Origin of the sequence: Bradyrhizobium sp. AZCC 1693 (assembly GCF_036924745.1) — a bacterium.
Lineage (GTDB): Bacteria > Pseudomonadota > Alphaproteobacteria > Rhizobiales > Xanthobacteraceae > Bradyrhizobium.
Map to the genome: position 1 here is coordinate 7111608 of NZ_JAZHSD010000001.1, position 22244 is coordinate 7133851.

The 22244-nt window shown below is 62.0% G+C and carries 20 protein-coding genes and 2 pseudogenes; 10 read left to right on the forward strand and 12 right to left on the reverse strand.

Translation table 11 applies throughout. The features are described 5' to 3' along the window. Window positions 1-3 precede the first annotated feature (3 nt). Genes V1293_RS33730 through V1293_RS33765 form a run of 8 tightly spaced genes read left to right on the forward strand, consistent with a single transcriptional unit; the run spans window position 4 to window position 8453 of the window. Window positions 4-1014, forward strand: a complete 1011-nt coding sequence (locus V1293_RS33730) for a PLP-dependent cysteine synthase family protein (RefSeq protein WP_334517026.1) — start codon at window positions 4-6, stop codon at window positions 1012-1014. Continuing rightward, window positions 1011-2150, forward strand: coding sequence for an NAD/NADP octopine/nopaline dehydrogenase family protein (locus tag V1293_RS33735; protein WP_334515854.1), 1140 nt, complete (start codon window positions 1011-1013; stop codon window positions 2148-2150). Before V1293_RS33730 ends, V1293_RS33735 begins: the two co-directional genes overlap by 4 nt. Further along, a complete protein-coding gene (locus V1293_RS33740; RefSeq protein ID WP_334515856.1) occupies window positions 2150-4039 on the forward strand; it encodes an IucA/IucC family protein in 1890 nt (629 codons plus the stop codon). The genes V1293_RS33735 and V1293_RS33740 overlap by 1 nt, the downstream gene beginning before the upstream one ends. Continuing rightward, window positions 4036-5262, forward strand: a complete 1227-nt coding sequence (locus V1293_RS33745) for an MFS transporter (RefSeq protein ID WP_334515858.1) — start codon at window positions 4036-4038, stop codon at window positions 5260-5262. The genes V1293_RS33740 and V1293_RS33745 overlap by 4 nt, the downstream gene beginning before the upstream one ends. Then, entirely contained in the window at window positions 5259-6431 is a 1173-nt protein-coding gene (locus V1293_RS33750) for an ABC transporter substrate-binding protein (RefSeq protein ID WP_334515860.1), read from the forward strand. Before V1293_RS33745 ends, V1293_RS33750 begins: the two co-directional genes overlap by 4 nt. Beyond that, window positions 6428-7495 carry a FecCD family ABC transporter permease gene (locus tag V1293_RS33755; RefSeq protein ID WP_334515862.1) on the forward strand — a complete coding sequence of 356 codons (1068 nt, stop codon included), beginning with the start codon at window positions 6428-6430 and terminating at the stop codon, window positions 7493-7495. The genes V1293_RS33750 and V1293_RS33755 overlap by 4 nt, the downstream gene beginning before the upstream one ends. Continuing rightward, on the forward strand, window positions 7489-8241 hold the full coding sequence (locus tag V1293_RS33760; protein ID WP_334515864.1) for an ABC transporter ATP-binding protein: 753 nt from the start codon (window positions 7489-7491) through the stop codon (window positions 8239-8241). Before V1293_RS33755 ends, V1293_RS33760 begins: the two co-directional genes overlap by 7 nt. 41 nt (window positions 8242-8282) lie before the next feature. Next, window positions 8283-8453, forward strand: coding sequence for a hypothetical protein (locus tag V1293_RS33765; protein WP_334515866.1), 171 nt, complete (start codon window positions 8283-8285; stop codon window positions 8451-8453). A 53-nt stretch (window positions 8454-8506) separates the two neighbouring features. Here the strand turns inward: V1293_RS33765 and V1293_RS33770 are convergent, their stop codons facing one another. The 10 genes and pseudogenes from V1293_RS33770 to V1293_RS33825 all read right to left on the reverse strand — a co-directional run bounded on the left by V1293_RS33770 (window position 8507) and on the right by V1293_RS33825 (window position 18228). Next, window positions 8507-9478 (reverse strand): tripartite tricarboxylate transporter substrate-binding protein, encoded by a 972-nt coding sequence (locus tag V1293_RS33770; protein WP_334515868.1) that lies wholly within the window; start codon window positions 9476-9478, stop codon window positions 8507-8509. A gap of 58 nt (window positions 9479-9536) precedes the next feature. Next, a complete protein-coding gene (locus V1293_RS33775) occupies window positions 9537-10253 on the reverse strand; it encodes a GntR family transcriptional regulator (RefSeq protein WP_334515870.1) in 717 nt (238 codons plus the stop codon). Window positions 10254-10281: 28 nt separating this feature from the next. Beyond that, window positions 10282-11020, reverse strand: a pseudogene (locus V1293_RS36295) (SDR family oxidoreductase). A gap of 33 nt (window positions 11021-11053) precedes the next feature. After that, window positions 11054-11827, reverse strand: a complete 774-nt coding sequence (locus tag V1293_RS33790; RefSeq protein WP_334515871.1) for a 3-hydroxybutyrate dehydrogenase — start codon at window positions 11825-11827, stop codon at window positions 11054-11056. Between the two features lie 20 nt (window positions 11828-11847). Next, window positions 11848-12228 (reverse strand): carboxymuconolactone decarboxylase family protein, encoded by a 381-nt coding sequence (locus V1293_RS33795; protein WP_212441740.1) that lies wholly within the window; start codon window positions 12226-12228, stop codon window positions 11848-11850. Window positions 12229-12247: 19 nt separating this feature from the next. After that, window positions 12248-13483 (reverse strand): ABC transporter substrate-binding protein, encoded by a 1236-nt coding sequence (locus V1293_RS33800; RefSeq protein ID WP_334515877.1) that lies wholly within the window; start codon window positions 13481-13483, stop codon window positions 12248-12250. Window positions 13484-13520: 37 nt separating this feature from the next. Continuing rightward, window positions 13521-14777, reverse strand: a complete 1257-nt coding sequence (locus tag V1293_RS33805; protein WP_334515879.1) for an ABC transporter substrate-binding protein — start codon at window positions 14775-14777, stop codon at window positions 13521-13523. Window positions 14778-14808: 31 nt separating this feature from the next. Next, window positions 14809-15516, reverse strand: a complete 708-nt coding sequence (locus V1293_RS33810; RefSeq protein WP_334515881.1) for an ABC transporter ATP-binding protein — start codon at window positions 15514-15516, stop codon at window positions 14809-14811. Continuing rightward, window positions 15503-17293 carry a branched-chain amino acid ABC transporter ATP-binding protein/permease gene (locus tag V1293_RS33820; RefSeq protein WP_442894317.1) on the reverse strand — a complete coding sequence of 597 codons (1791 nt, stop codon included), beginning with the start codon at window positions 17291-17293 and terminating at the stop codon, window positions 15503-15505. Before V1293_RS33820 ends, V1293_RS33810 begins: the two co-directional genes overlap by 14 nt. Next, window positions 17290-18228 (reverse strand): branched-chain amino acid ABC transporter permease, encoded by a 939-nt coding sequence (locus V1293_RS33825; protein ID WP_442894390.1) that lies wholly within the window; start codon window positions 18226-18228, stop codon window positions 17290-17292. Before V1293_RS33825 ends, V1293_RS33820 begins: the two co-directional genes overlap by 4 nt. Between V1293_RS33825 and V1293_RS36300 the strand changes: the two are divergent. Continuing rightward, window positions 18198-18413, forward strand: a pseudogene (locus V1293_RS36300) (hypothetical protein); the annotation flags it as partial. The gene V1293_RS33825 and the pseudogene V1293_RS36300 sit on opposite strands and share 31 nt — an antisense overlap. Here the strand turns inward: V1293_RS36300 and V1293_RS33830 are convergent. Further along, complete coding sequence (locus V1293_RS33830; protein ID WP_334517029.1) at window positions 18355-19653, reverse strand: MmgE/PrpD family protein; 1299 nt, start codon at window positions 19651-19653, stop codon at window positions 18355-18357. The pseudogene V1293_RS36300 and the gene V1293_RS33830 sit on opposite strands and share 59 nt — an antisense overlap. 133 nt (window positions 19654-19786) lie before the next feature. Further along, window positions 19787-20680 carry an NAD(P)-dependent oxidoreductase gene (locus V1293_RS33835; RefSeq protein ID WP_334515884.1) on the reverse strand — a complete coding sequence of 298 codons (894 nt, stop codon included), beginning with the start codon at window positions 20678-20680 and terminating at the stop codon, window positions 19787-19789. Window positions 20681-20864: 184 nt separating this feature from the next. Between V1293_RS33835 and V1293_RS33840 the strand changes: the two genes are divergently transcribed. Then, a complete protein-coding gene (locus V1293_RS33840; protein ID WP_334515886.1) occupies window positions 20865-22208 on the forward strand; it encodes an MmgE/PrpD family protein in 1344 nt (447 codons plus the stop codon). Window positions 22209-22244: the final 36 nt, after the last annotated feature.

The window sequence follows — 22244 nt, forward strand, 5'->3', positions numbered from 1 at the left end:
ACAATGCTCTGCACGACCGTAAGCCAGTTGATCGGCCAAACTCCGGTGATGCCGATTGCCGTACCCAACAGCGACGCCACGCTGGTGCTGAAGCTTGAAAAGAACAATCCGGGTGGCTCCATGAAGGACCGCATGGCGCGCAGCATGGTGCTTGCCGCGCTTGAGGACGGGCGGCTCCCGCGGGGCGGCACGATCGTCGAATCCTCGTCCGGAAATACCGGGATCGGACTGGCGCTGGTCGCATTGGAATTGGGCCTACGCTTCATTGCCGTTGTTGATCATCACGCCGCGCCGGACAAGATCCGCATGATGCGCGCGCTGGGCGCGGAAATTCGGTATGTCGAAGGCGATTATCGGGAGGACGAGGTTGCGGTGGTGGAGCGCCAACGGCTGGCCGCCCAACTCGGTGCCCAGCTTCCTGATGCGTTGTTCATGAACCAGTCCGACAATCCGGCAAACCCGGAAGGCTATGCCGGTTTGGTCGACGAACTCCTGGCACAGCTTCCAGATGGCGTCGACGCCTTTGTCGGCTGTGTCGGCACCGGCGGGTCAATGACCGGTATCGCCCAGCGCCTGAAGCGGGTTAACCCTGCTGTCCGCACGATCGCCGTGGAGCCGGCCGGCTCGATCGTCTTCGGCAAACCCGGCCATCCCTACTACCAGTCGGGCACGGGAACGCCCGCCGGCGATGAAATCGGCAAGGTGCTCGACTATGGATGCATCGATGAAGGGGTACAGGTCACCGACACCCAGGCCTTCGAAACAGCACGTTTTATCGCGCGGCGCCACGGGCTCCTGGTCGGGGGCTCGACCGGGGGCACCATCTACAAGGCGCTGGAATTCATTGCGGCCGGCAAGCTGTCCGGCACGGTGGTCACGCCCGTTGCCGACGGTGGCGAAAAATATCTCGGTTCGGTCTTCGACGATGAATGGATGGCCAAGCGCGATTTGTTGGATCCGACAATCGCCGCACGCCTCGACGCCTGGCTAACCGGAAGGGCGCGCGCAGCATGAAGGTGACGATCTGCGGTGCAGGGCGCACGGGGCATTTGAATGCCGTGCTCTTCAAGCAGCGTCCGGGTATCACTGTTTCCGTGCTGACGGGAGCGGCTGCCGTCGCTGATCGGTGGGCAAGCGGAGATGGTGTCTGGTCGGCCCAGACGCCGGACGGTCACGTCTCGAGCGGGCGGCCCGACTATGTCGGCACCGATCCGAGCGAGGCACTCATAAGCACGGACATGGTGATCGTGACGCAGCCGGCCCAAGCGCGGCCTGCGCTTCTACACGAAATCGCACGGCATCTCCCCCGGGACAGATGCGTCTATGTCGGCGCGATTCCTGGCTTTTGCGGCTTCAACTGGCTCGCAGCCAAAACCCTCTCGGGCACCGACAATGTGGTGATCTGGGGCATGAAGGACGTGCCCCACACGGCCTTTGACCTGGTCCCGGGCGAGCGGGTGCGCATGGGGGGCGCCAAGGCTCAGCTGTTCGCGGCGCTTCATCGCCGCGAGACCGCAGCGAGCCGCGCCGAGCTCCAGGCGATGCTGAAGCGCCTTTATGAAGCTCCCGTCACCGTGCTGCAGGACTATCTGGAAATCACGCTGACGCCGGGCAACGCAATGATGCATCCCGCCGTGCTCTATGCCTTGATCGGCCCTGGCGCACCCTGGGAAAACAAGCCCTTTGACCGTCCCCTTTGCTGGTGGAGCGATTGCCCGCGCGCCGGCGCCGAATTGCTGGAGGCCTGCGATGCGGAAAACCAGGCAATCCGCCATGCGGTCGAGTCACGCCTGGGAATTGATCTGAGTTCGGTGAAGCCGCTCCGACAGGAATTGATCGAGGCTTATGGCAGCCAGATCGAGGACAACCGGACCATGTATACGCTGTTGCGAACAAACCGTGCTTACGCGGACATTCGCGCCCCACTTGTCCCCAATCCGGACGGGCCCGGCCTTGTCATCAATCGCGCAAGCCGCGCTTTCCACGAAGACATAGCCTTCGGGCAGGCGCTGCTGGTGGAATTGGCCGCGCGGCTTGGAGTGGCAACTCCCGCTATCACGAAAACCTACAACTGGGCGCTCAACTACCACGGCGGGCTCACCGAAGGCGCGCCGGGCTGCTTGCCCGCCAACTGGCCGGAGGAAGCGTAATGGACGAGAGGATGTCTTCCTCTGCAGATGCCGAAGCTCAGGCGCGTGCCGCACAGCTTTGGTTGGGCGCATCGCGCAATGCGCTCAACCGGTTGGTCCGCTGCCTATTCGCCGAGCGTCTTCTTGAACCGGATGCATTATTGTGGGCGCGCGACGGCAGCCAAGCATGGCTTCCCCTTTGGCAGTCACGCCGGGTCCTGCATTTCACCAACCTGCGCCGTGCGCCTGCCGGAACATTGCAAAATCGTGGTGCTATCGAAGTACTGGACGAGAGCGGCGCTCGGCACCGGATCCATGATCCCGCCGACCTCATCAGGCAGGTCGCGCCCGCCCTGGCGATCTCGCCTGCATCGGACGGCGTGCAGCATCTAATGCGCGACGTCGAGAACAGCATGCGCAACGATGTCCTGGCGCGTCGTCACCGGGAGCACTGGAGCGCCGAACTGCGAGGGAAAGTAGCCGAAGCAGGCGCGCAGGGATTCCTCGCATACCTGGAAAAGAGCCTGCCGCCGCATCTGGCGGCCATGACTCTCGATCAGTGGGGCGCGCTGGAAGGTCACCCCTTCTATCCGACATGGAAGACCAAACCCGACCTGTCGCCCAAGGACGTCACTGCTTTGTCGCCTGAGTTCGGCGCTCGCGTGCGCGTCCGAATAGCAGCGCTGCGCAAAGAATGGTCCTATGTGGAGAAGATGCCGCATGTCGGCAGCTATTCGGAATGGTTCGCACAAAACTTCCCCGAGCTCTGGCGCGACTGGGGCGAAGGATTGAATGAACGTGGAAAGTCCCCTGAGGACTGGCTGCCTCTGCCGGTCCATAGCTGGCACCTTGACAATTTCCTGCGCCGTGAATTCGCGTCCGAGATTACTTCCGGAGTTTTTGACCCGGATGGCCCGGAGGTCGTGACGCTGCCGTCAATGTCGTTCCGCACAATGCTGCCGGACACACAGCAACCGAGGCCCTTTATCAAACTGCCGGTGGCGATCTGGATGACCAGCGAACAGCGCACTCTGCAGGCCAAGTCGATTCACATGGGGCCGCGTCTCAGCACCCTGATTTCCGATATTCTGTCAAAAGAGAGGGATCTTTGCGACAGGCTGGAGATCTTCACCGAAGAGCTGGGCGCAATCCTGCATCACCCCGTAACGGGCGACGAGCATCGGGGCCGCTTTCTTTCGGTTGTCTACCGCAACTCCGACGCTCTGGCGCGAAATGATGGACTGTTGTCGGTCACCGTCGCGGCACTCTTAACGGCAAGCCCGATCGACGGCCGCCCGCTCATTTGCGAATTGATCGCGAGAAACGGCGATGGAAGCGAAGCAGCCGTATCTGCGTTCTTCCGTGCCTATGTAGGGACCGTCATCCACCCAACGCTCGCCATGTATCTGCTTTACGGAATTGCCTTTGAGGCGCATCAGCAAAACAGCACGATCCTGTTCGATGAAACCGGCTGCCCGCGAAAACTGCTGATCCGTGATTTCGGCGACGGCCGCAGTTTTGCACCCCTGTTCAGGGAACGCGGGCACCACCTCAAGCCCTTCACTCGCACGGGGATCTTACCCACCACATTTGATGACGATATCAGTCTGGTGCGCTCATTCGTCATCGATGCCTGCTTCGTCTGCCACCTTCATGAGGTCGCACTGTGCCTCGACGAACATTATACACTGTCGGGCACAACCCTTTGGCGCATCCTGCGGGAAGAGGTCGAGGCAGTTTTCGACGCGCTCAGGCCGCGCATGTTGTCGGACGCGTTCTGGCTGGAAGAACGCAAGGCCTTTCTTGAGAAACCTTGGCCGAGCCGCTCGGTGCTACGGATGCATCTGGAGCGTTATCGCGATTACCGGGTTGAGCACGAACTGCCAAATCCAGTGGCGGGAACGGAATGACAAATGCTTCCGCCGCGCTTCGCGGTTTCGGACCTGCTTTTGTTTTGCTGTTCGGGCTGCAATTCATTTCCATGGGTGCCATGGAAATGAGTGGTCCATTCTGGCCGATCCAAATCAAAGCGTTGAGCCCTTCGGACGGCGTCTTTGGAATCGCAGGTGTTGGTGTCTACGTTGGCCCGATGCTTGGCATGTCGCTGACCAGCGCCGTTTGGGGGCGAATCGGCGATCGCTACGGCAATCGACTGATGATGGTTCGGGCGCTCGGCGGACTAGCGGTCACGCAACTGCTTGTTGCTGTTGCGCAGGATGTCTGGACGATCATGGCGCTGCGTTTCTTGCAGGGCGCCTGCGCCGGCTACATCGCCCCAGCGCAGGCCTATGGCGTGCAGATTACCGGCGGGAAGGATCGCGCGAGCCTCTTCGCCTGGCTTCAGGTTGCCACCAATGTGGGCTCGCTGGGCGGTGCTTTCCTGGGCGGGCTCATTCTCGATTGCTTCCCTTTTGCCGCAATAAATCTGACTGCCGGGGCAGTTTGTGGGCTGTGCGCTGCCGTTGCCTGGTTGAGTCTGCCCGTACCGACGCCAGGAGCTGTTGCCGCCAATCCGGGAAATGCGGGTACCGCAAAGCCTACGGCGTCGACAGGTGCTCCGATCGCAGCTCTTCTTGCCTTGATGGGGATGCTGATTGCCAGCCGCATGGTCCTGCAGGTTCCTTTCTCACTGTACATGACCCAGGTATTTGGCGCCCGGCACTGGGTCGCCGGCCTCACTTACGGACTGCTGGCATGCGGCTTTGTCGTGGCCGCGCCGCTATGGGCGCGGCTCTTCGAGAATCGAACGCCATCCTATGTGCTGGGCGGGAGCGTGCTAATTTCGGCCGCGTGCGTTTTGGTTACGCATCTGGCGGGCAGCACGGGCTCCGTTGCCGTATTCGCGTTCCTGTATTTCATCTGGGGCACGCTTCTTGGGGGAACGACGCCGGTCCTTCTCGCGCTCATTTCGGTAGCCGTGGCTAATGATCGGCAAGGTTCGGTTCTCGGCCTCGCGCAAGCTTGCCAGCAGGGCGCCTCCGCGAGCGGCATCATTGCCGGCGTCGGGGTCACCCAGCTTTTTGGTCTCGAAGCCGCGTTCCCGCTCGTCGCCACGCTTTACGCCTTGTCATTTTTGTCGGCTCTCGGCATTTGGCTCAAACTGCGCATCCCACTCAAAGGAAGCCGATCATGACGGAACACCGATCGCTGCTGCATGCCGCGGTGACGGCTCTTGTCCTGATCGCTTTGCTGCGAACAGCAGCATTTGCCGGCGAACCTGGACTGACACAGGCACAAGCGCCGCTTACCCTCACTGATATCGCGGGCCGCCAGGTGACGCTTAACGCGCCCGTCAAGCGCATGCTTCTGGGCGAAGGCCGGCAGCTCTATCTCATCGCATCGCTGGAACCCGAAGATCCCCTGGCCCATGTGGTTACCTGGCGCACCGACCTGATCGCGGCCGACCCGGCCACTTACGCCCAGTATCTCGAAGTTTTTCCCAAATTGGCGAAGCTCCCTGCGTTTAAGGGCCAGGAGGACAGCCTGATCGACATCGAATCGGCGATCATCCAGAAGCCTGATGTGGTGCTGCTCAATCTTGAAGCCATGCAGGCCAACAAGGACGCCAACTACATCGAGAAGCTCGCAGCACTGAACATACCGGTTCTATATATCGATTTTCGCCACCGCCCTCTGGAAAACACCGAGCCGACCATTCGGCTGCTGGGCAGGATCATGGGACGCGAGGCGCGTGCGGAGGAGATCATCGGGTTCCGCCGCCAGGCCATGGCCGCGGTTGCAAACGTCCTTGCCGCCAAACAACCGAAACGCCCCAATGTGTTCGTCGAGCGGATCGGTGGTTACTCGCAGGATTGCTGCCTGTCTTTCGGCGCAGAGAATTTCGGCAAATATGTCGAACTCGCCGGCGGCCATAATATCGGCAGCGATATCATTCCTTCGACCTTCGGGCAGATCAGCCCCGAACAGGTCATCGTCGCCGATCCCGTGCACGTGGTGGTTACCAGTGCCGACTGGCAAGCCTATGTGCCCGGCGGCCACTGGATTCCGCTCGGACCAGGGGCGGATCCTCGGGTGACGCGCAAGAAGCTCGAATGGTTCGCTACCCGCGACGCCTATACCGGTATCGCGGCAAAGAAGACGCGGAATTTTCACGGCATTTGGCACCAGTTCTACAATAGCCCATACGAATTTGTTGCCGTCCAACAATTGGCGAAGTGGTTTCATCCCGACCTGTTTGCCGATCTGGATCCCAATGCAACCTTTGCCGAATACCATCGTCGCTTCCTGCCGATAGACTACCGGCCCGGCTATAGCATCAGCCTTTCCGACGGCCAGCGATGACAGATATCCATACCGAAGCGCTGACCTTGGCCGGACGCGACGCCTATCAGGCGCTCAGCGTCAGGCGGTGGATCGTTCTCCTTGTGCTGGTGGTCGGGGTTTGCGTCGCATTGGTCGGGGACCTTTCGACTGGACCGGCCAGCTACGGGCTTGGAGAGGTTGTGCGCACGCTCGTTCTGCCGGCAGATGCGGATGCGCAGATGCGCGTCATTGTCTGGTCGATCCGCATGCCGTCGGCCCTTATGGGCGTCGTGGTCGGTGTGGCGCTTGCCATCGGCGGCGCCCAGATGCAGACCATCTTGAACAATCCGCTGGCGAGCCCGTTCACGCTGGGCATCTCCGCCGGCGCAAGCTTCGGCGCGGCCCTGGCGCTCGCCTTCGGTGTCGCGCTGGTTCCCATGGCAGGCGACTACATCGTCGCGGCCAATGCTTTCGTCGTGGCCATGGCAACCGCCTTCCTGATCCACTTGGCCAGCCTGCGGCGCGGAGCCTCGGTCCAGATGATCGTGCTTCTGGGCATAGCGCTGGTTTTCAGTTTCAATACGGCGCTCGCTATCACCCAATATTTCGCCGCCGAGCAGGCGGTCGCGGCCATCGTCTTCTGGACCATGGGCAGCCTCACCAAGGCAACATGGCCCAAGCTCGCCATCACCGCGCTCGTCGTGGGTCTAACCTTGCCGGTCTTTCTGCGCCGCCGGTGGCAGTTGACGGCATTACGTCTTGGCGAGGCGCGCGCGGCGAGCTTCGGCATTCCCGTGCGGCGCCTGCGGCTCGAAACCCTGATCCTTGTCTCCCTTTTGTCGGCGATCCCCGTCGCGTTTGTCGGCACGATCGGCTTTATCGGTCTCGTAGGTCCGCACATCGCCCGCATGATGGTCGGCGAGGACCAGCGCTTCCTGCTGCCGGCTAGCGCGCTGACCGGCGCCCTGATCATGTCGTTGAGCTCGATCCTGACCAAAATCGCGGTACCCGGCGCCGTCCTGCCGATCGGCATCGTCACCTCAGCGATCGGATTGCCGGTCTTCCTCTATTTGATCCTGAGAAGCGGAAGAGAGATATGGTAGTGTTGAGCACGCATCGCCTCGGCGCCCGCTTCGGATCACGCCAGGTACTGCGTGATGTGACGCTTCCGCCCTGTTATGGCGGCGAGGTGGTGGCCGTCATTGGACCGAATGCTGCGGGCAAGTCGACGCTGTTCCGGCGCATGGCAGCCATTCTTCCGGGGTCCGGCGAGTGCCGGCTGGAAGGTGTGCGCGATGCAGATCGCGCCGTCGCCTATATGCCTCAGGACCAAACGGCAAGCGCAGTGCTGACTGTATTCGAATCCGTCCTTCTTGCGCGCAAGCAGGTCAGCGGCTGGCGTCTGGAGATATCTGATCTGGTGGCGGTGGACCGGGCGCTGGCAGCACTCGATATGAGCGATCTTGCCAATGAAATCCTCTCCGAGCTGAGCGGCGGACAGCGCCAGCTCGTCGGGCTTGCCCAGTGTCTCGTGCGCGAACCGCAGGTGCTGCTCCTGGACGAGCCGACCAGCGCGCTGGACATGCACCGCCAGCTGGAAGCGATGCGGCAGGTGCGCAGCCTTGCGCATGACGACGGTATGCTCGTGCTGATCGCGCTGCACCATCTCGACCTGGCACTGAAGTTCGCCGACAAGGTCGCTCTACTCTGTGATGGAACGTTGCACGATTTCGGCACGGCGGCTGGCGTCCTGACGCCGGAAAATCTTGCCGCGACGTTTCGCATCAGGGCACGTGTCGAATCCTGCTCGCAGGGCAAGCCACATTTGATCGTCGACGACGCGATCTGACGCTCCACGCGCCAGGGGCTGGCCGGCCCCAGAAGTCCGTCATGAAGGACAGCTTCACCGTTCAGCGGCGCACCGTGCGCCACGGTGCCAAAGCTCGCGACACCGGGCCCAGTAGCAGGCTGATACTTCAAAGGAGGGCCACTTCGGAAACAAGGAAAGCGGATCTTTGCGACGAACTCATTTCGCGGGATGATCTGCTTGAAATGAAGTGAAGGGAGAGCCGCGTGGACCATCGGGAAAACGCGGTGCCGCGAGCGAGTCCGCTTTACTGCGGAGTAATGCCGGCGTCCCTGATTATCCGGCCCCATCGGTCGATTTCACTCTTGAGGAAGGCTTCGAGCGCCGCCGGCGTCGCGCGCTCCTGCTCGACAGGAGCCATGCTGAGTTCGGCGAAGCGGTTGACCAAGGGCGGGTCCTTCAGCGCTTTCTGCAGGGCGTCGACGAGCGCGTCCATGATCGGCTTCGGCGTATTGCGTGGTGCATACAGCCCGTACCAGGTCGTGACGTCAAACTTCGGCACGCCTGCTTCCGCCGAAGTCGGCACGTTCGGCAGGGTCGGGACGCGCTTTTTGCTGGTGATGGCGTAGCCTGGGATGGTGCCGGCCTGAATATAGGGCGTTGGCCCGGTGGCCGGATCGCAATAGACGTCGATGTGGCCGGCAATGATATCGTTCAGCGCGGGGCCGCCGCCCTTGTAGTAGATCGGCGTGAGCTTGGCCTCGATGGCGCTCATGAACATCAGCCCGCACAGATGTGACGCGGAGCCCAAGCCGACATTGCCATAAGTGACCTTGTCGCCCTGGGCGCGGACATGGGCGACCAGTTCCTTCAGGTCCCTGGCTGGAAAGTTCGTGCGCGCCACCAGGATCATGGGCACGTCGGTAACGAGGCCGATCGGTGCGAAGTCGCCAACGGGGTCGAACGGCAGCTTGGCGTAAAGCGCGGGCGCGGTTGCCTGGCCGACATGCATCAGCAGCAGGGTGTAACCGTCAGGCGTGGCCTTGGCGACGCGATTGGTGCCGAGGGTACCGCCGGCGCCGACGACGTTTTCGATCACCACTGCCTGCTTCAGCGTTGCGCTCATCGACGTCCCGAGCAGGCGTGCAATCACGTCGCCAGGCCCGCCGGCCGAGAAGGGAACAACCAGTGTAATTGGTCGGCTCGGGTATTCCTCGGCGAATGCCGGCAGTACGGGTGACAGCAACAGCATCAGCAAAACGCGTTTTACAAACTTCATGGCGACTTCCTATCGGCCTCGTGGCCCCAAGAAACAACTTGATTGGAATAAAGATCGGTCACTCATCCGCGATCGCCTTCTCGTTCGCCGCGGATGATTGCTCGATCATGCTGAGCGCGGCCACAGCCGCCGCCTTGATATGATCGACGCAGCATTGCTCGGCGAGATCAGGATCGCCGCTCTGGATTGCGCGCCAGATCGCGGTGACCTCGCGCAGGCTCTTGTTGATGCGCTTCGGCTGCGACATCGAGGTAATTCGCAGCAGCGTGATCCGGTCATGCAGCGGCCTGAGCATTCGTTCGATGAAGGCGTTCTGACAACCGCCGATCAGCGCGGCGTAGAATTCCGTCTTGGCCTCGAGCGCCGTCATCAGGTCGCCATCGGCGAATGCAGCTTTCAGTTTGGTGAGCGCGTCGCCGATCCGGCGAACGACGGCCGGATCGTGCAGGCGTGCGCATTCACGTCCGGCAAATCCTTCGAGAACGGCGCGAGCCGCGTAGAGCTGTTTTGCCTCCTCGAGACTAATGGTGCTGACGACGGGACCGCGATGGGGAACCGTGTTGACCAGGCCGTCGGCCTCCAGCAGCCGAAGCGCCTCGCGAATGGACGGGCGGCTCACGCCGGTCATCTCGCAAAGCTCACGTTCGATCAAGCGCTGGCCCGGCTTCAGCTTTCCGGACATGATCGCCTCGCGCAGCTTTTGAGCGACCATCGATCGGACGGTCGGAACGTCCTCGATCCGAAGCGTCGATTGCAATTCGCCGCGTTTGTCCATTATCTACCGCCTTGGTGCCGGCATTGGTTCAATAGCGATTTACGGGCAGAATCATCATCTCCGCAATCTGAACATGCGGCGGCTGGTCCAGCGCAAAGACGATCGACCGGGCAATATCGGCCGGATCGAGCGCCATCTTGAACTGGTCGAAATAGTCCTTTTCCTTCTCCCGGTCGCCGCGATAGCGGGTGAGGATGATGTTGGTCCTGGTCAGGCCGGGCTGCATCTCGGTCACCCGGATCGCCGTTTCCGCAAGCTCTCCCCGGAGCGTTTCGGTAAACATGTGCACGCCAGCCTTGCTGGCGCTGTAGGCGGCCATGTCGGGAACGATGCGTACGGCGTTGATCGAACTGACGTTGACGATGTGGCCCGCGTTGCGTCTGACCATGTCAGGCAGGAGGCTGCGAGTCACCCGCATCAGGCCGATCAAATTGGTCTGGATGATCCCGGACCAATCGTCCGCCGCGCCGGCATCGAAGCGCGTCCGGCCGCCGATGTCGTGGCCGGCATTTGACGAGGATGTCGATCGGCTTGAAGGTGTCCGGGATGAGGTCGGGCAGGCGGTCCACGGCCTTGGCGTCGGTAATATCGAGCTCGATCGGAAATGTTTTGTCGCCCATTTCGGCGGCGAACTCACGAAGGGAGGCCGGATCGCGGTCGGCGAGCACGACCCGTCGCCCGCTTTCGACCAGCGCTTTCGCGATCGCACGACCCATGCCACCGGCGGCGCCGGTCACCACGGCATTTCGGTTCGATGCTTCAGCCATTGTAGATCTCCTGCGTGGGACGGCCGATGATGCTCATGCGACGGACCAGCCCCCATCGATCGGCAGCGTTGCCCCCGTGATATCCTGTGCGGCCGGGCTGCACAGGAAGGCCGCCATCGCGCCGACGCCTTCCATGGCGACAAACCGCCCGGTCGGCTGCCGGCTCGCAAGGTAGTCGCTGGTCGTCTCGTCGATACTGCGGCCTTGGCTGGTCGCGATCTCTACAATTTTTCCCTGAATGGCCGGCGTCGGCAGCGTGCCCGGGCAAAGTGCGTTGCAGGTAATCCCGCTCCTTGTCGTCTCGATCGCGACGGCGCGGGTCATGCCGACAATGCCTGTTTTGGTGGTCACGTAGTCGATGCGGTCCGCGACGGCGCGAGTCGAATAGATCGAGGCCATGTTGATGATGCGGCCCCAGCGTCGCTCTTTCATTCCGGGCAATGCGAGACGGATCAGGTGGAACGGGGCCGACAGATTGACGGCGAGCGCTTCGTCCCATCGTTCCGGCGGGAAGTTTTCGACCGGTGAAAAATGCCGCACCACCGCATTGTTCACCAGGATATCGACCGCGCTGGTGCGGCCGAGCAAGTCGGTCATCATCGCTTCTATGGCGGCGCGCTGCGACAGGTCGGCTGCGATGCTGACCACCTCGACGCCAAACTGCGTGCGAAGACGATCTCTCGTCTGCGCCGGTTCGATCAGATCGTGCAGGACAATGTTGGCTCCCGCGCCGGCAAGGCTTTCGGCCAAGGCCAGGCCCAAGCCCGCCGTTGCCCCGGTCACGAGAGCCCATTTTCCCTTCAACATCGTCTCAGGCCCCGGTTACTTCACTTCTTGTCCAACTCGGCAAACACTTCCTTGGCATTACGGAACGCGTCCACGCCGGCCGGCACGCCGCAATAGATCGCGACCTGCATGAACACCTCGCGTATTTCCTCCCGCGTCGCGCCGTTGGTCAGTGCTCCCCGCACGTGGGTCTTGAGTTCCTGTGGCCGGTTCAGCGCGCACAGCATCGCAAGGTTGAGAAAACTCCGGGTCTTGTGCGAAAGGCCGTCGCGGCCCCAGACGTAGCCCCAGCAATACTCCGTCGTAAGGTCCTGCATCGGCCGGTTGAAGTCGTCGGCCGATGCGATCGCCTTGTCGACGAATTCGTTGCCCAGGACGCTCTTGCGGATCTGGAGGCCTCTATCGTATGTCGCCTTGTCCATATCGGTATCCAATCTTCAGCTAGTTTTTCGGCCAGAACGGCTGGGACAGCGCCAGTTGCGGCGGGAACACCGTGACCGGTACACCGGATTGCCACTGCACAATGGTCATGCCGGCGCCGACGCGGCGGCCCTTTTCGTCGAACTTGATTTCGCCGAGCGGGTAATATTTAGAGGGACCTGCATCCATCGAGCGCAGCGCGGCGGCCACCGCAACGCGGTCAGCCTTGCCAGCCTTCTCGAGCGCGTCCTTGATCACCCACATATCGCCATAGGTGGAAATCGCGTTCTGCGTCATCCATGGTTCCTTGTAGCGGGTCTTGAGTTCGGCGATCAGGGCCTCATGACCCTTGGCGCCCCAACTCGCGACGCAGGTGAGCAAGCCCTGCAGCAACTCCGGGCTTACGGTTTGCAGCATGTCGGGTTCGGCGATGGCGATGCCGAACGAGATGGTCGGAATCTTGCCTTGTCCGAGCCCGAACTCGTTCATCTTCTCGAGCAGCAGCTTGGCGTCGGAAATCACGGTCGGCAGGAAGAAGAGCAGGTCTGGCTTCGCCGACCGGATTTTTTGAACCAGCGGGGTGGCGTCGGCGAGCGGCGGAGTAAAGGTTTCATCCACGATCAGTTGCAGCCCGTTTTCGGCGAGCAGACCGTCCCGCATCGCTTTTGCCGAGGAAACCGATGCCGCGGTGTTGTCGGTGACGATCGCTACCGTCTTGGGCTTTTTGCCTGAAGCCGTTTCCGCGAGTTTCACGATCTGCGGCAGGGCCTGTCTTGCCTGCGACCCCGCCGTTGCCGAGGTCTGAAACACATATTTGAAGCCGCGATCGGTAATCAGGTCAGAGTAGGAGAGGGTCAGGACCGGAAGATTGGCCCGCTCCGTCACCTCGGTGACCGCCAGCGTGAATGAACTCAGATAGGAACCGCTGGCCGCCACCAGGTCGGGTTCCTGGGCGACCATGCGTTGCGCGGCGTTCTTGGCTTTCTCGGTCGTGTCGCCGGAATCGAGCACGACCAGTTTGAGCTTGGCGCCGCCGAGCGACTTGATGCCGCCTTGCGCATTGATGTGTTCCACTCCCATCTCGGCACCATGGCGCATCACCGCTCCTGGGCGCGCATAGAGGCCCGAGATCGGCACCAGCAACCCGACCTTCACTTCGGACGGTTGCTGCGCCCACACGCCGGACGAGATCAGGCCGGCAGACGCGCCGGCGAGCAGGCTGCGCCGCGTCAATGCGGCCCGGGTAATTTTTGTCATGACTATTCCTCCCTGAAATTGTTGAGACGCGTTACGGTCAGGACTTCTTCGGCCAGAATGGAGCGGCTAGTGCTAGGTCGGACGGGAATACAGTGATGGGCAGGCCGGATTGCCACTGAACGATCACGACGCCGGCGCCGACACGGCGGCCCTTTTCGTCGAATTTGAGTTGGCCGCCTGGGTAGTGTTTCGACGGCCCGCCATCCATGGCGCGGAACGCCTGCGCAACGGCAAGGCGGTCGGCCTTGCCGGCTTGTTCGAGAGCTGCCTTCATCAACCACATGTCGCCATAGGTCGAGATGACGTTCTGCGTCATCCAGGGCTCTTTGTACTTCGCCTTCAACTCAGCGATCAGGGCTTCGTGGCCCTTCGAGCCCCAGTTGGCGACCACCGTCATGATGCCTTGCACGGCATCAGTGCTGACGCTTTGCAGCATGTCGGGTTCGGCGATCGTGATCGAGAACGAGACGGTTGGAATCTTGCCCTGGCCAAGCCCGAACTCGTTGATCTTTTCAAGACCAAGTTTCGCGTCCGAGATCGCGTTGGGCATGAACAACAGCAGGTCCGGACGGGCCGACCTGACTTTCTGGATCAGCGGCGTGGCGTCGGAAAGCGGTGGCGTCCAGACTTCCTCGACGACCAGTTGCAGGCCTTCCTGCGCAAAAATCTTTTCCTTGAGCGCCTTGGCGGTCGCAACCGAGGTCGCCGTATTGTCCATCAGCATCGCCACCGTCTTCGGGCGTTTGCCGGACGCGGCTTCGGCAAGCTTCATCAGTTCGGGTACACCAAGCTCCGACTGCCGGCTGGCAGGTGCCGCGGTCTGGAAGATGTATTTGAAGCCGCGCTCGGTCAGTAAGTCCGAGTAGGACAGTGTGAGCATTGGCAATTCGGCGCGTTCAGTAACCTCGGTCACCGCCAGTGTGAAAGAGCTGAGATATGAGCCGGTGGCTGCAACCAGATCGGTCTCCTGGGCCACCATGCGCTGCGCCGCATTCTTGGCCTTCTCCGTGGTGTCGCCGCAATCGATCACGACAAGCTTCATCTTGGCGCCGCCGAGCGATTTGATGCCGCCTTGCGCGTTGATGTGCTCGATGCCCATCTCGGCGCCCATGCGCATCACCTGGCCCGGACGGGTATAGATACCCGACAGCGGGACAATCAGTCCGACCTTGACCTCGGCTGGTTGCTGCGCGCGCGCCACCGTCGACAGGCCGATGGCGGCAGCACCCGAGAGCACGGTTCGCCGCGTCAGCGACGTTTTCGAGATATTGTCGGATGCGTTGTCCTGGCCCATTTTCGTCCTCCCAATGGTGCTGTTTCGTTGGTTACATGCCGAGATAAGCCCTGCGGATGCGGTCGTCCGCCCGCAAGGTCTGGTTGTTGCCTTCGAGCGCGACACGGCCCGCTTCGAGAACGTAGCCGTGGTCGGCCGATTCGAGCGCCTCCGCCACGCGTTGTTCGACCAGCAAGATCGTCAAGTTCGATTGCCGGCGGATTTCGATCAGCCGTTCGAAAATGAAATCCGCGATCGTTGGCGCAAGGCCCATCGAGGGTTCATCCAGCATCAGGAGCTTGGGTGAGGAAGCTAACCCGCGGCCGATCGCCAGCATTTGCTGCTGTCCGCCCGACAGCGTGCCTGCGAACTGGCCGCGACGCTCGGCAAGGATGGGCAGCCATTCGAAGATGCGCTCAATGTTGTGTTTCCAGTCGCGCCGGCCAGCCTCGGTCACCGCCCCCATTTCGAGATTCTCCATCACGGTGAGCGATGGAAAAACCTGGCGTCCTTCCGGGACGTGGGCGATGCCGAGGTGGGCGCGTTGCGCTGGCCGAACGGACAGGAGGTCGGTGCCCTCGAATACGATCGCGCCAGAGCTCGGACGAACAATTCCGGAAATTGTCTTGAAGAGCGTGGTCTTTCCAGCGCCGTTCGGTCCAACGATGGCAACGAATTGACCCTCCTCGACCTTGATCGAGACGTCGTTCAAGACAGGAATTGCCGAATAGCCGGCGGTCAACCCTTCAATGCGGAGCATGGGCCATCCACTTCTTGCCGAGATAGGCTTCGATGACGCGGCTGTCGCGGGTGACCGCTTCCGGTTCGCCCTCGACGATCACGGCGCCGTGGTCGAGCACCAGGAAACTATCGACCAGGCGGACCATCGCCTGCATCGTGTGTTCTATGATGGCAATCGTCATGCCATCGCGCGCGAGCCGTTGAATCACCGCGACGACTTCGTTCGCTTCGTCATGTCCCAAGCCCGCAAGGGTCTCGTCCAGCAGCAGGATGCGCGGTTGTCCAGCCACCGCGCGAGCAAGCTCCATTAGCCGCAATTCCTTGGTCGTGAGTTCGCCGGCGATGCGGTCGGCGATCTCGGACAGGCCGACGCGGGCAATCGCGTCAGTCGCCAATTGCCTTGCCTCGGCATCGGTCTTGGCGCGGACATAGGCGCCCACCACGACATTGTCCGAGATCGACATGCGCAGGAACGGGCGCATGATCTGGAAGGTCCGGCCGATGCCGGCCTCGCAGAGCTCGTGCGGCTTGCGGCCGGACATCTCGCGTCCGTCGAGTAGAATTTCGCCGGTGCCGGGCCGAAGGAAACCATTCAGCAGGTTGAACAGCGTGGTCTTGCCGGCGCCGTTGGGACCGATGATCCCGAGGATCTCGTTTCGCCGCAGCTTGAAGCTGACATTCTGGACGGCTTTCAATCCGCCGAAGGAACGGGACAGGTTACGTACTTCGAGAACGACGTCACCTGTCCCCGGGGATCGTTCCGAACGCGATGGCACCGGCGCAGAGGGAGCGGCGGCGGCGACCAGGATATCCGGGCCGCTCGGTGTTGTCGCGGCCGGCGGTGCCGACCGCCTGCGCAGGAAATCACGCACCTTCCAGAACAAGCCCTCCGGCGCGAGAAGGATGACGGATATGATAGCGAGGCCGTAAATCACCCCCTGAATGCCGGGAAAGCGCGAGCCCGCTTCGGCATTGAGCGTTTCGGCCAATGGGATCAGGATCACCGATCCGATCACCGGACCCCAGACCGTTCCGACGCCGCCGAACATGGCGACCGTCAGCGCCTGTGCCGACACCAGCATGCCGAATACGGATTGTGGGGTCACCACCAGCAGCACGACTGCGTAAAATCCGCCAACCGCTCCGGCGATCGCTCCGCTGAGGGTGATGGCGCGCAGCTTCCAGACCAGCGTATTGATCCCCGCAGCTTCTGCGGCGGCTTCGTTTTGCTTGATTGCAAGTAGCGCCATGCCAAAGCGCGACCGTTCGATCGCCCGTGTCAGCAGGATCGTGGCGAGCATCAGCGCCAGCGCTAGCAGCGTATAGAGACGGTGATCGCTAAATTGCATATAGGCGATCGCACTGTCGCGCTTGATTGGCAGCGTAACTTCCTGAAGGCCGAGCCATTCGAATACGTAGAGAATAGCGAGCGGGTAGGCTAGCATTGCCAGCGCGAAGTAGTGGCCCTGCAGGCGGAAGGTCGGAAATCCGATCAGTAGTCCGGCAACCCCGCCGAGCACGGCCGCAATCGGGATCATGATCCACGGCGACAGATCGAAATGGATCTGGCCGAGCACGACGGCATAGGCGCCGACGCCGAAGAAGGCGGCGTGACCGAACGAGATCAGACCGGTGTATCCACTAAGCAGGTTCCATGACAGGCCGAAGATCGCCCACACCGGAACTAGCGTCATCACCAGCTGGTAATAGGAATTGGTCACGCTCAACGACACCGCCGCGTAGAGCGTGGTGAAGACGATGATTGGTAACAGCGATCGCCATCCGCGCATCGTCATGTCCTCTCGACCATGCGCCCGAAGAAACCTTGCGGGCGGAAAAAGATGATCAGGAGAAACACGACGAAGATCGCGGCATTCTGCAGTTGCGTCGGCAGGATTAGCGTCGACATCTGCTGCACCAGGCCGATGGTCATTCCGCCCCAGAAGGCGCCGATAGTGCTGCCCATGCCGCCGAGCACGACGCCCGCATACATGACGATGACGTATTCGACGCCGACGAAGGGATGAAACGGATAATTGGTGGCGAGCAGGCCGCCGGCAATCGCGGTAATTCCGGTTCCGAGCGCGAAGGCAATGCGGTGCGCACGGTCGACGTCGATACCCATGTAGGTTGCCGCGGTGGGATTGTCGGCGGCAGCTCGCAGCGATTTTCCGATCCTCGATCGCGTGATCAACAGCGTCAGCAGCAGCATCATTATCAGCGAAACAACGGCGTCGATCCCGCGCGCCTTGTTGACAAAGACGCTGATGTCATTGAACAGCGGTCCGAGCTCCCAGGCCGAACTCGACAGCGGCGTCCGGATCGAGGCCAATACCGAACCGAATACGAGCAGGCCTCCATTCTGCAGGATCAACGCAATCCCGAGCGTCAGAATGAGCTGGGCATAATGGCCCTCTCCCTCGAGTGAGGAGGTGCGTGTTCCCGATACACGCGAGATAAGGGCAAGGTGGATCGCGTAGCCGAAGACGGCGAGCACGGGGCCGGCCAACAGGATGGCAACGAACGGCCCGACGGTGTTTCCAAACGCGGCTTGAACGCCGAGCGCCGTGAAGAAATAGAATGCCGCATACATGCCGAGCATCATGAAATCGCCCTGGGCGAAGTTGATCACCCGCATGACGCCGAAGATCAGCCCGAGTCCGACGCACATCAGGCCATAAACCGCGCCGATCAGAAGTCCGGCGGACAGTGCTTGCAGGAAGCCTTCCAACGCCTGGGTCACCGGCGACCTCGCGTGGGGAGGAAGTTTCCGAGCTTCGTGCCGGCTGTCGGTGTCGCTGTCTCGGTCATCTCCGGTTTGAACATTGTGCTCCCCATTTTCTGTTGTCGTTGTCGGTCATGACGCTGGCCGCAGCTGTTGTTCGGTCGGCTCAAGCCGGCACCGGGCGGCGATGATGCGGCTGTCTGGAAGCGACGTGCAATCGTCGACGAGTTCTTCCAGATGCCGTGCGCGCTTGTCTCCGATGACGTCGGAAGCAGCCTGCAGAAAGCGGGCGCGGATTTCCTCTGGCGTCGCGGCAATGACATTGTCGAGGCGCTGATGGATGGTCTTTCCGTCGCGCAGGCCAACAAGGACCTCGGCACCCTGGTTGGTCGGGAACGCGGCGGTGAGGTCAGGCGCGCTCTGCAGATCGGTCTGTTCGACGAGGCGGAGAATCCCGGGATCGTCGACTCGCGCGTAGTTGTCTTCTTCAAGCGCGCCGCGCGCCAGCACGGCAGCAACGCTGAAAGGGATGCTCATCTTGGCTTGCAGCGCGTTGTGAAACGGCCCCCTGGAGTTACAGCCGGGGTAGCGAGCCGCCGCTTCGGGGACGCGGATCGAAACGGTCGCAATGCCTTCCGATGTCCCGAGTTCGCGCGCGACGCGCAGGGCGGTCTGTGCCGCGGTCTGCGCAAAATTGCAGGCAGGAGCGGGCTTGTTGTAGACGGCCATGATCTCGGGCTCGGCGCCGGCGAACAAACGAATATCTGAGGCGGCAGGCTGGCGGCGGAAGGCGGCGAACAATCCGGCCTCGCCCTCCAGGATTGTTTCCGAAGCGCGGGCGCCGGCCTCCGCCAGTTCGATCGCCGCAATTGCGTTGCGGGCCGCAAAGCCCGGATGGAAGTACATTTCGGAGCCGCCGGCGCGCGGCCATTCGTTCAGGCCCGACGACGTGTTGGCGGCAATGGCAACCGCGCTTGTTGCGGCATCCTCGGTGAGACCAAGCGCATAGCTTCCCGCGAGCGCGGCGCCTAAGGGCGCGACGAGCCCGGTCGGCCGGTAGAGACGGGTGAGATCGGCGGTAAAGATTGCGCGGCCGATCTGTGCGCCGACCTCATAGCCGATGATCGCGGCGGTAAGGAATGTTGCGCCGGATAGCGGCGTTCGTTCCGACAAAGCGAGCAGCGTCGGCCAGATCACCACGCCATGGTGGCAGATGCTGGCGGCGTGCATGTCTTCGCGCACCAGGCCGTGGCCCATGGTCGCGTTGGCGAAGGCTGCATCGCCCGGCGAGGCGAGGGTACGGGTGCCGATGACGGTTGCGCCGTCCCCAACGTTGCGCGCGATGCCGACCGCTTGGCGGCTCCACGGGTGACTACGTGCCTCGAAGGCGCAGGACAGAAAATCCAGCAGGCAGATTTTCGCCTTGGCGATGACTTCGGCGTCGAAACGGCCGGGATCGACGCGCTAGCGCTGTGCGAGCCAGCGCTCGCGCCAACGAAATCTCGCCTGCTCCGGTCGATCCGATCGTCATGGCAATCGCCCCTCGCGCGCCGGTAGCTTCGGTCTAGCCGCGCATTTCGACGCCGGCCCATTCCTCCAGCACTCTTGCGATCGAGGTGAAGTCGGATGACGCGCCATATTTGGCGTTGGTGATGGCGAGCATCTGCCGGACCACGGAACCGCAGACCATCGGAACACCCATCGCCTCGGCTTCATCGACGCAGAGCCGCACGTCCTTGTAGGAGAGGCCGGTGGCAAATCCGAAATCGAAGGTGCCGGGGAGCACCGCACGGGGGAATTTGTCTTCGGAGGCGCTGTTGCGCCCACTGCTGGCGTTGATGATGTCGATCAGCACCTTGGCGTTGACGCCGCCCTTGACGCCCATCGCCACCGCTTCGGAGGTGATCACCAGCGCCGCGGCTGCCATCAGATTGTTCGCTAGTTTCGCGGTCTGTGCCGTGCCCGGCTTGTCGCCGGTGTAAAACAGTTTTCCGAAGTGCTTCAGGATCGGCTCCACCCTGTCATAGGTAGCCTTCGGGCAGGACACCATCACCGCAAGCGTACCGCTTACCGCGCCCTTGATGCCGCCGCTGACCGGCGCATCGACCAGCGTCAGGTTTCGCGCTTCGAAGCCCTTCGCAATCAATTTGGCGGCGCCGGGCCCGGTCGTGGACAAATCGATCAGCACTGTGGCGCGGTTTCCGGCAACAATTCCATCGGGCCCCAGCGCAACCGCCTTGACGATGTCGGGAGTCGGCAAGCTTGCCAGCACGATATCGGCGCTGGATGCGACTTCGGCGGGCGATTTCGCAAGCCGTGCGCCACGCGCAACCAGCGCCTTGGTTGCCTCGACCTGCGAATCATAAATGCACAGCGAATAGCCGGCATCGAGCAGGCGGCCGGCCATCGGTCCGCCCATGCGGCCCGTTCCGACAAAGCCGATTGTTTCTGCAGCCATGGTTCGCTCCCCTTCTTGCACCGCAAGCACCGGCGCTTTCTTGTTCTTGCCGCGCGAGGGTTCCCCGGTCGCGTTTCGCTAAACTTCAGGATTGTCAGTCAATCTGTCAAGCATAAGATTCCTGTCGACAGGCCACGTCGCGCCGGAATACGGTCGGAAAAACAAGGTCCGAGGAATTCGCTCAGTGCGGCAAGATGAAGCGCAAGGTGCCGGCACAATTTTCGCCGATTTCATTGCCGGCACGGTGTGGACGGATGTCGCCGCGCAAAGTCACGAAGCGAAACGCTCGATGCTGAACTTCTTCGCGACCGCGCTGGGTTCGGCGAATGACCCTGCCGTCACCGCGGCGTTGCGCACGTTATTGCCGTTCAGCGGTGCTGCGACGTCGACGATCATCGGTCGTTCGGAACGGCTCGACGCCATGTGCGCGTCGTTCCTCAACGCGATTTCGGCCAATCTGCTCGATTTCGACGATACCCATCTGGACACCATCATTCATCCAGCGGCGCCGGTCGCAGCCCCGGTGCTGGCATTGGCGCAGGCGCGGGGATTTTCGGGGCAGGCGGTTCTCACGGCATTCATTCTCGGCGTGGAGGTCGAATGTCGCATCGGCAACGCAGTGTCTCCCGGACATTATGCGCGTGGCTGGCACATCACCTCGACTTGCGGAGTGTTCGGTGCGGCCGCAGCCTGCGCGAAACTGCTCGGGCTTTCGGCGGACCAGATTTCAAACGCGATCGGAATTGCCGCCAGCCAGTCGGCCGGGATCGTCGAAAATCTCCCGAGCGCCGCCAAGAATGTCAGCGTTGGCAACGCGGCTCGCAACGGCCTGTTTGCGGCATTGCTTGCGGCTGAAGGCTACTCCGCATCGCCGCGGGCTATTGAGGGACCGCTCGGCTGGGCCCGCGCCATGGGTGACGAACCCGATATGAGGCGGTTGACGGGCGGTCTCGGCAAGACCTGGGAGATCGCGAAGAACACCTACAAGCCCTATCCTGCGGGAATCGTGTTTCACGCCGTCATCGACGCCTGCTTCAATTTGCGGGCGAATCTCGACCGGCGCATCGATGATATAGCCTCCGTCACCGTGCAAGGATCGGCGCTGTTGCTGGCGCGCGGCGACCGGCCGGTTCGCAACCAGCGTGACGCGCGGGTCAGCATTCATCACTGCGTCGCCTGTGCGTTGCTGCTGGGTACGGCCGGCATCACCGAGTTCGCGGACGCGACCGTATTTCGGCCGGACATCGTGTCGCTGCGCCAGAAGGTGAGGGCAATGCTTGACACGTCGCTTCCGGATGGTGCCGCGCGCGTCATTGTCCAACTGACGTCGGGAGAGACATTCGAAAATCTTGTGATGGAAGCGAAAGGCAGTCTTGCCGACCCATTATCCGACCGTGATGTCGAAGCGAAAGTGCGCGATTGCGCGCGACTGGGTGGCACCGATTGGGATCTGGATCGCATCATCGATGGTGTCTGGCGTCTCGACACGCTTGCGGACGTCGCGAGCCTGATGAGGGTGCACGGATGAGCCGCGCCGCATTGAAAAACAGTTCTTAAACAACGA

What these genes read in the sequence shown, in the direction of transcription:
- V1293_RS33795 (WP_212441740.1), bottom strand. Translation starts at nt 12,228, where the DNA reads ATGGACAAGGCGACATACGATAGAGGCCTCCAGATCCGCAAGAGCGTC.
- V1293_RS33745 (WP_334515858.1), top strand. Translation starts at nt 4,036, where the DNA reads ATGACAAATGCTTCCGCCGCGCTTCGCGGTTTCGGACCTGCTTTTGTT.
- V1293_RS33760 (WP_334515864.1), top strand. Translation starts at nt 7,489, where the DNA reads ATGGTAGTGTTGAGCACGCATCGCCTCGGCGCCCGCTTCGGATCACGC.
- V1293_RS33805 (WP_334515879.1), bottom strand. Translation starts at nt 14,777, where the DNA reads ATGGGCCAGGACAACGCATCCGACAATATCTCGAAAACGTCGCTGACG.
- V1293_RS33775 (WP_334515870.1), bottom strand. Translation starts at nt 10,253, where the DNA reads ATGGACAAACGCGGCGAATTGCAATCGACGCTTCGGATCGAGGACGTT.
- V1293_RS33800 (WP_334515877.1), bottom strand. Translation starts at nt 13,483, where the DNA reads ATGACAAAAATTACCCGGGCCGCATTGACGCGGCGCAGCCTGCTCGCC.
- V1293_RS33810 (WP_334515881.1), bottom strand. Translation starts at nt 15,516, where the DNA reads ATGCTCCGCATTGAAGGGTTGACCGCCGGCTATTCGGCAATTCCTGTC.
- V1293_RS33730 (WP_334517026.1), top strand. Translation starts at nt 4, where the DNA reads ATGCTCTGCACGACCGTAAGCCAGTTGATCGGCCAAACTCCGGTGATG.
- V1293_RS33750 (WP_334515860.1), top strand. Translation starts at nt 5,259, where the DNA reads ATGACGGAACACCGATCGCTGCTGCATGCCGCGGTGACGGCTCTTGTC.
- V1293_RS33735 (WP_334515854.1), top strand. Translation starts at nt 1,011, where the DNA reads ATGAAGGTGACGATCTGCGGTGCAGGGCGCACGGGGCATTTGAATGCC.
- V1293_RS33770 (WP_334515868.1), bottom strand. Translation starts at nt 9,478, where the DNA reads ATGAAGTTTGTAAAACGCGTTTTGCTGATGCTGTTGCTGTCACCCGTA.
- V1293_RS33740 (WP_334515856.1), top strand. Translation starts at nt 2,150, where the DNA reads ATGGACGAGAGGATGTCTTCCTCTGCAGATGCCGAAGCTCAGGCGCGT.
- V1293_RS33835 (WP_334515884.1), bottom strand. Translation starts at nt 20,680, where the DNA reads ATGGCTGCAGAAACAATCGGCTTTGTCGGAACGGGCCGCATGGGCGGA.
- V1293_RS33755 (WP_334515862.1), top strand. Translation starts at nt 6,428, where the DNA reads ATGACAGATATCCATACCGAAGCGCTGACCTTGGCCGGACGCGACGCC.
- V1293_RS33820 (WP_442894317.1), bottom strand. Translation starts at nt 17,293, where the DNA reads ATGACGATGCGCGGATGGCGATCGCTGTTACCAATCATCGTCTTCACC.
- V1293_RS33790 (WP_334515871.1), bottom strand. Translation starts at nt 11,827, where the DNA reads ATGTTGAAGGGAAAATGGGCTCTCGTGACCGGGGCAACGGCGGGCTTG.
- V1293_RS33765 (WP_334515866.1), top strand. Translation starts at nt 8,283, where the DNA reads ATGAAGGACAGCTTCACCGTTCAGCGGCGCACCGTGCGCCACGGTGCC.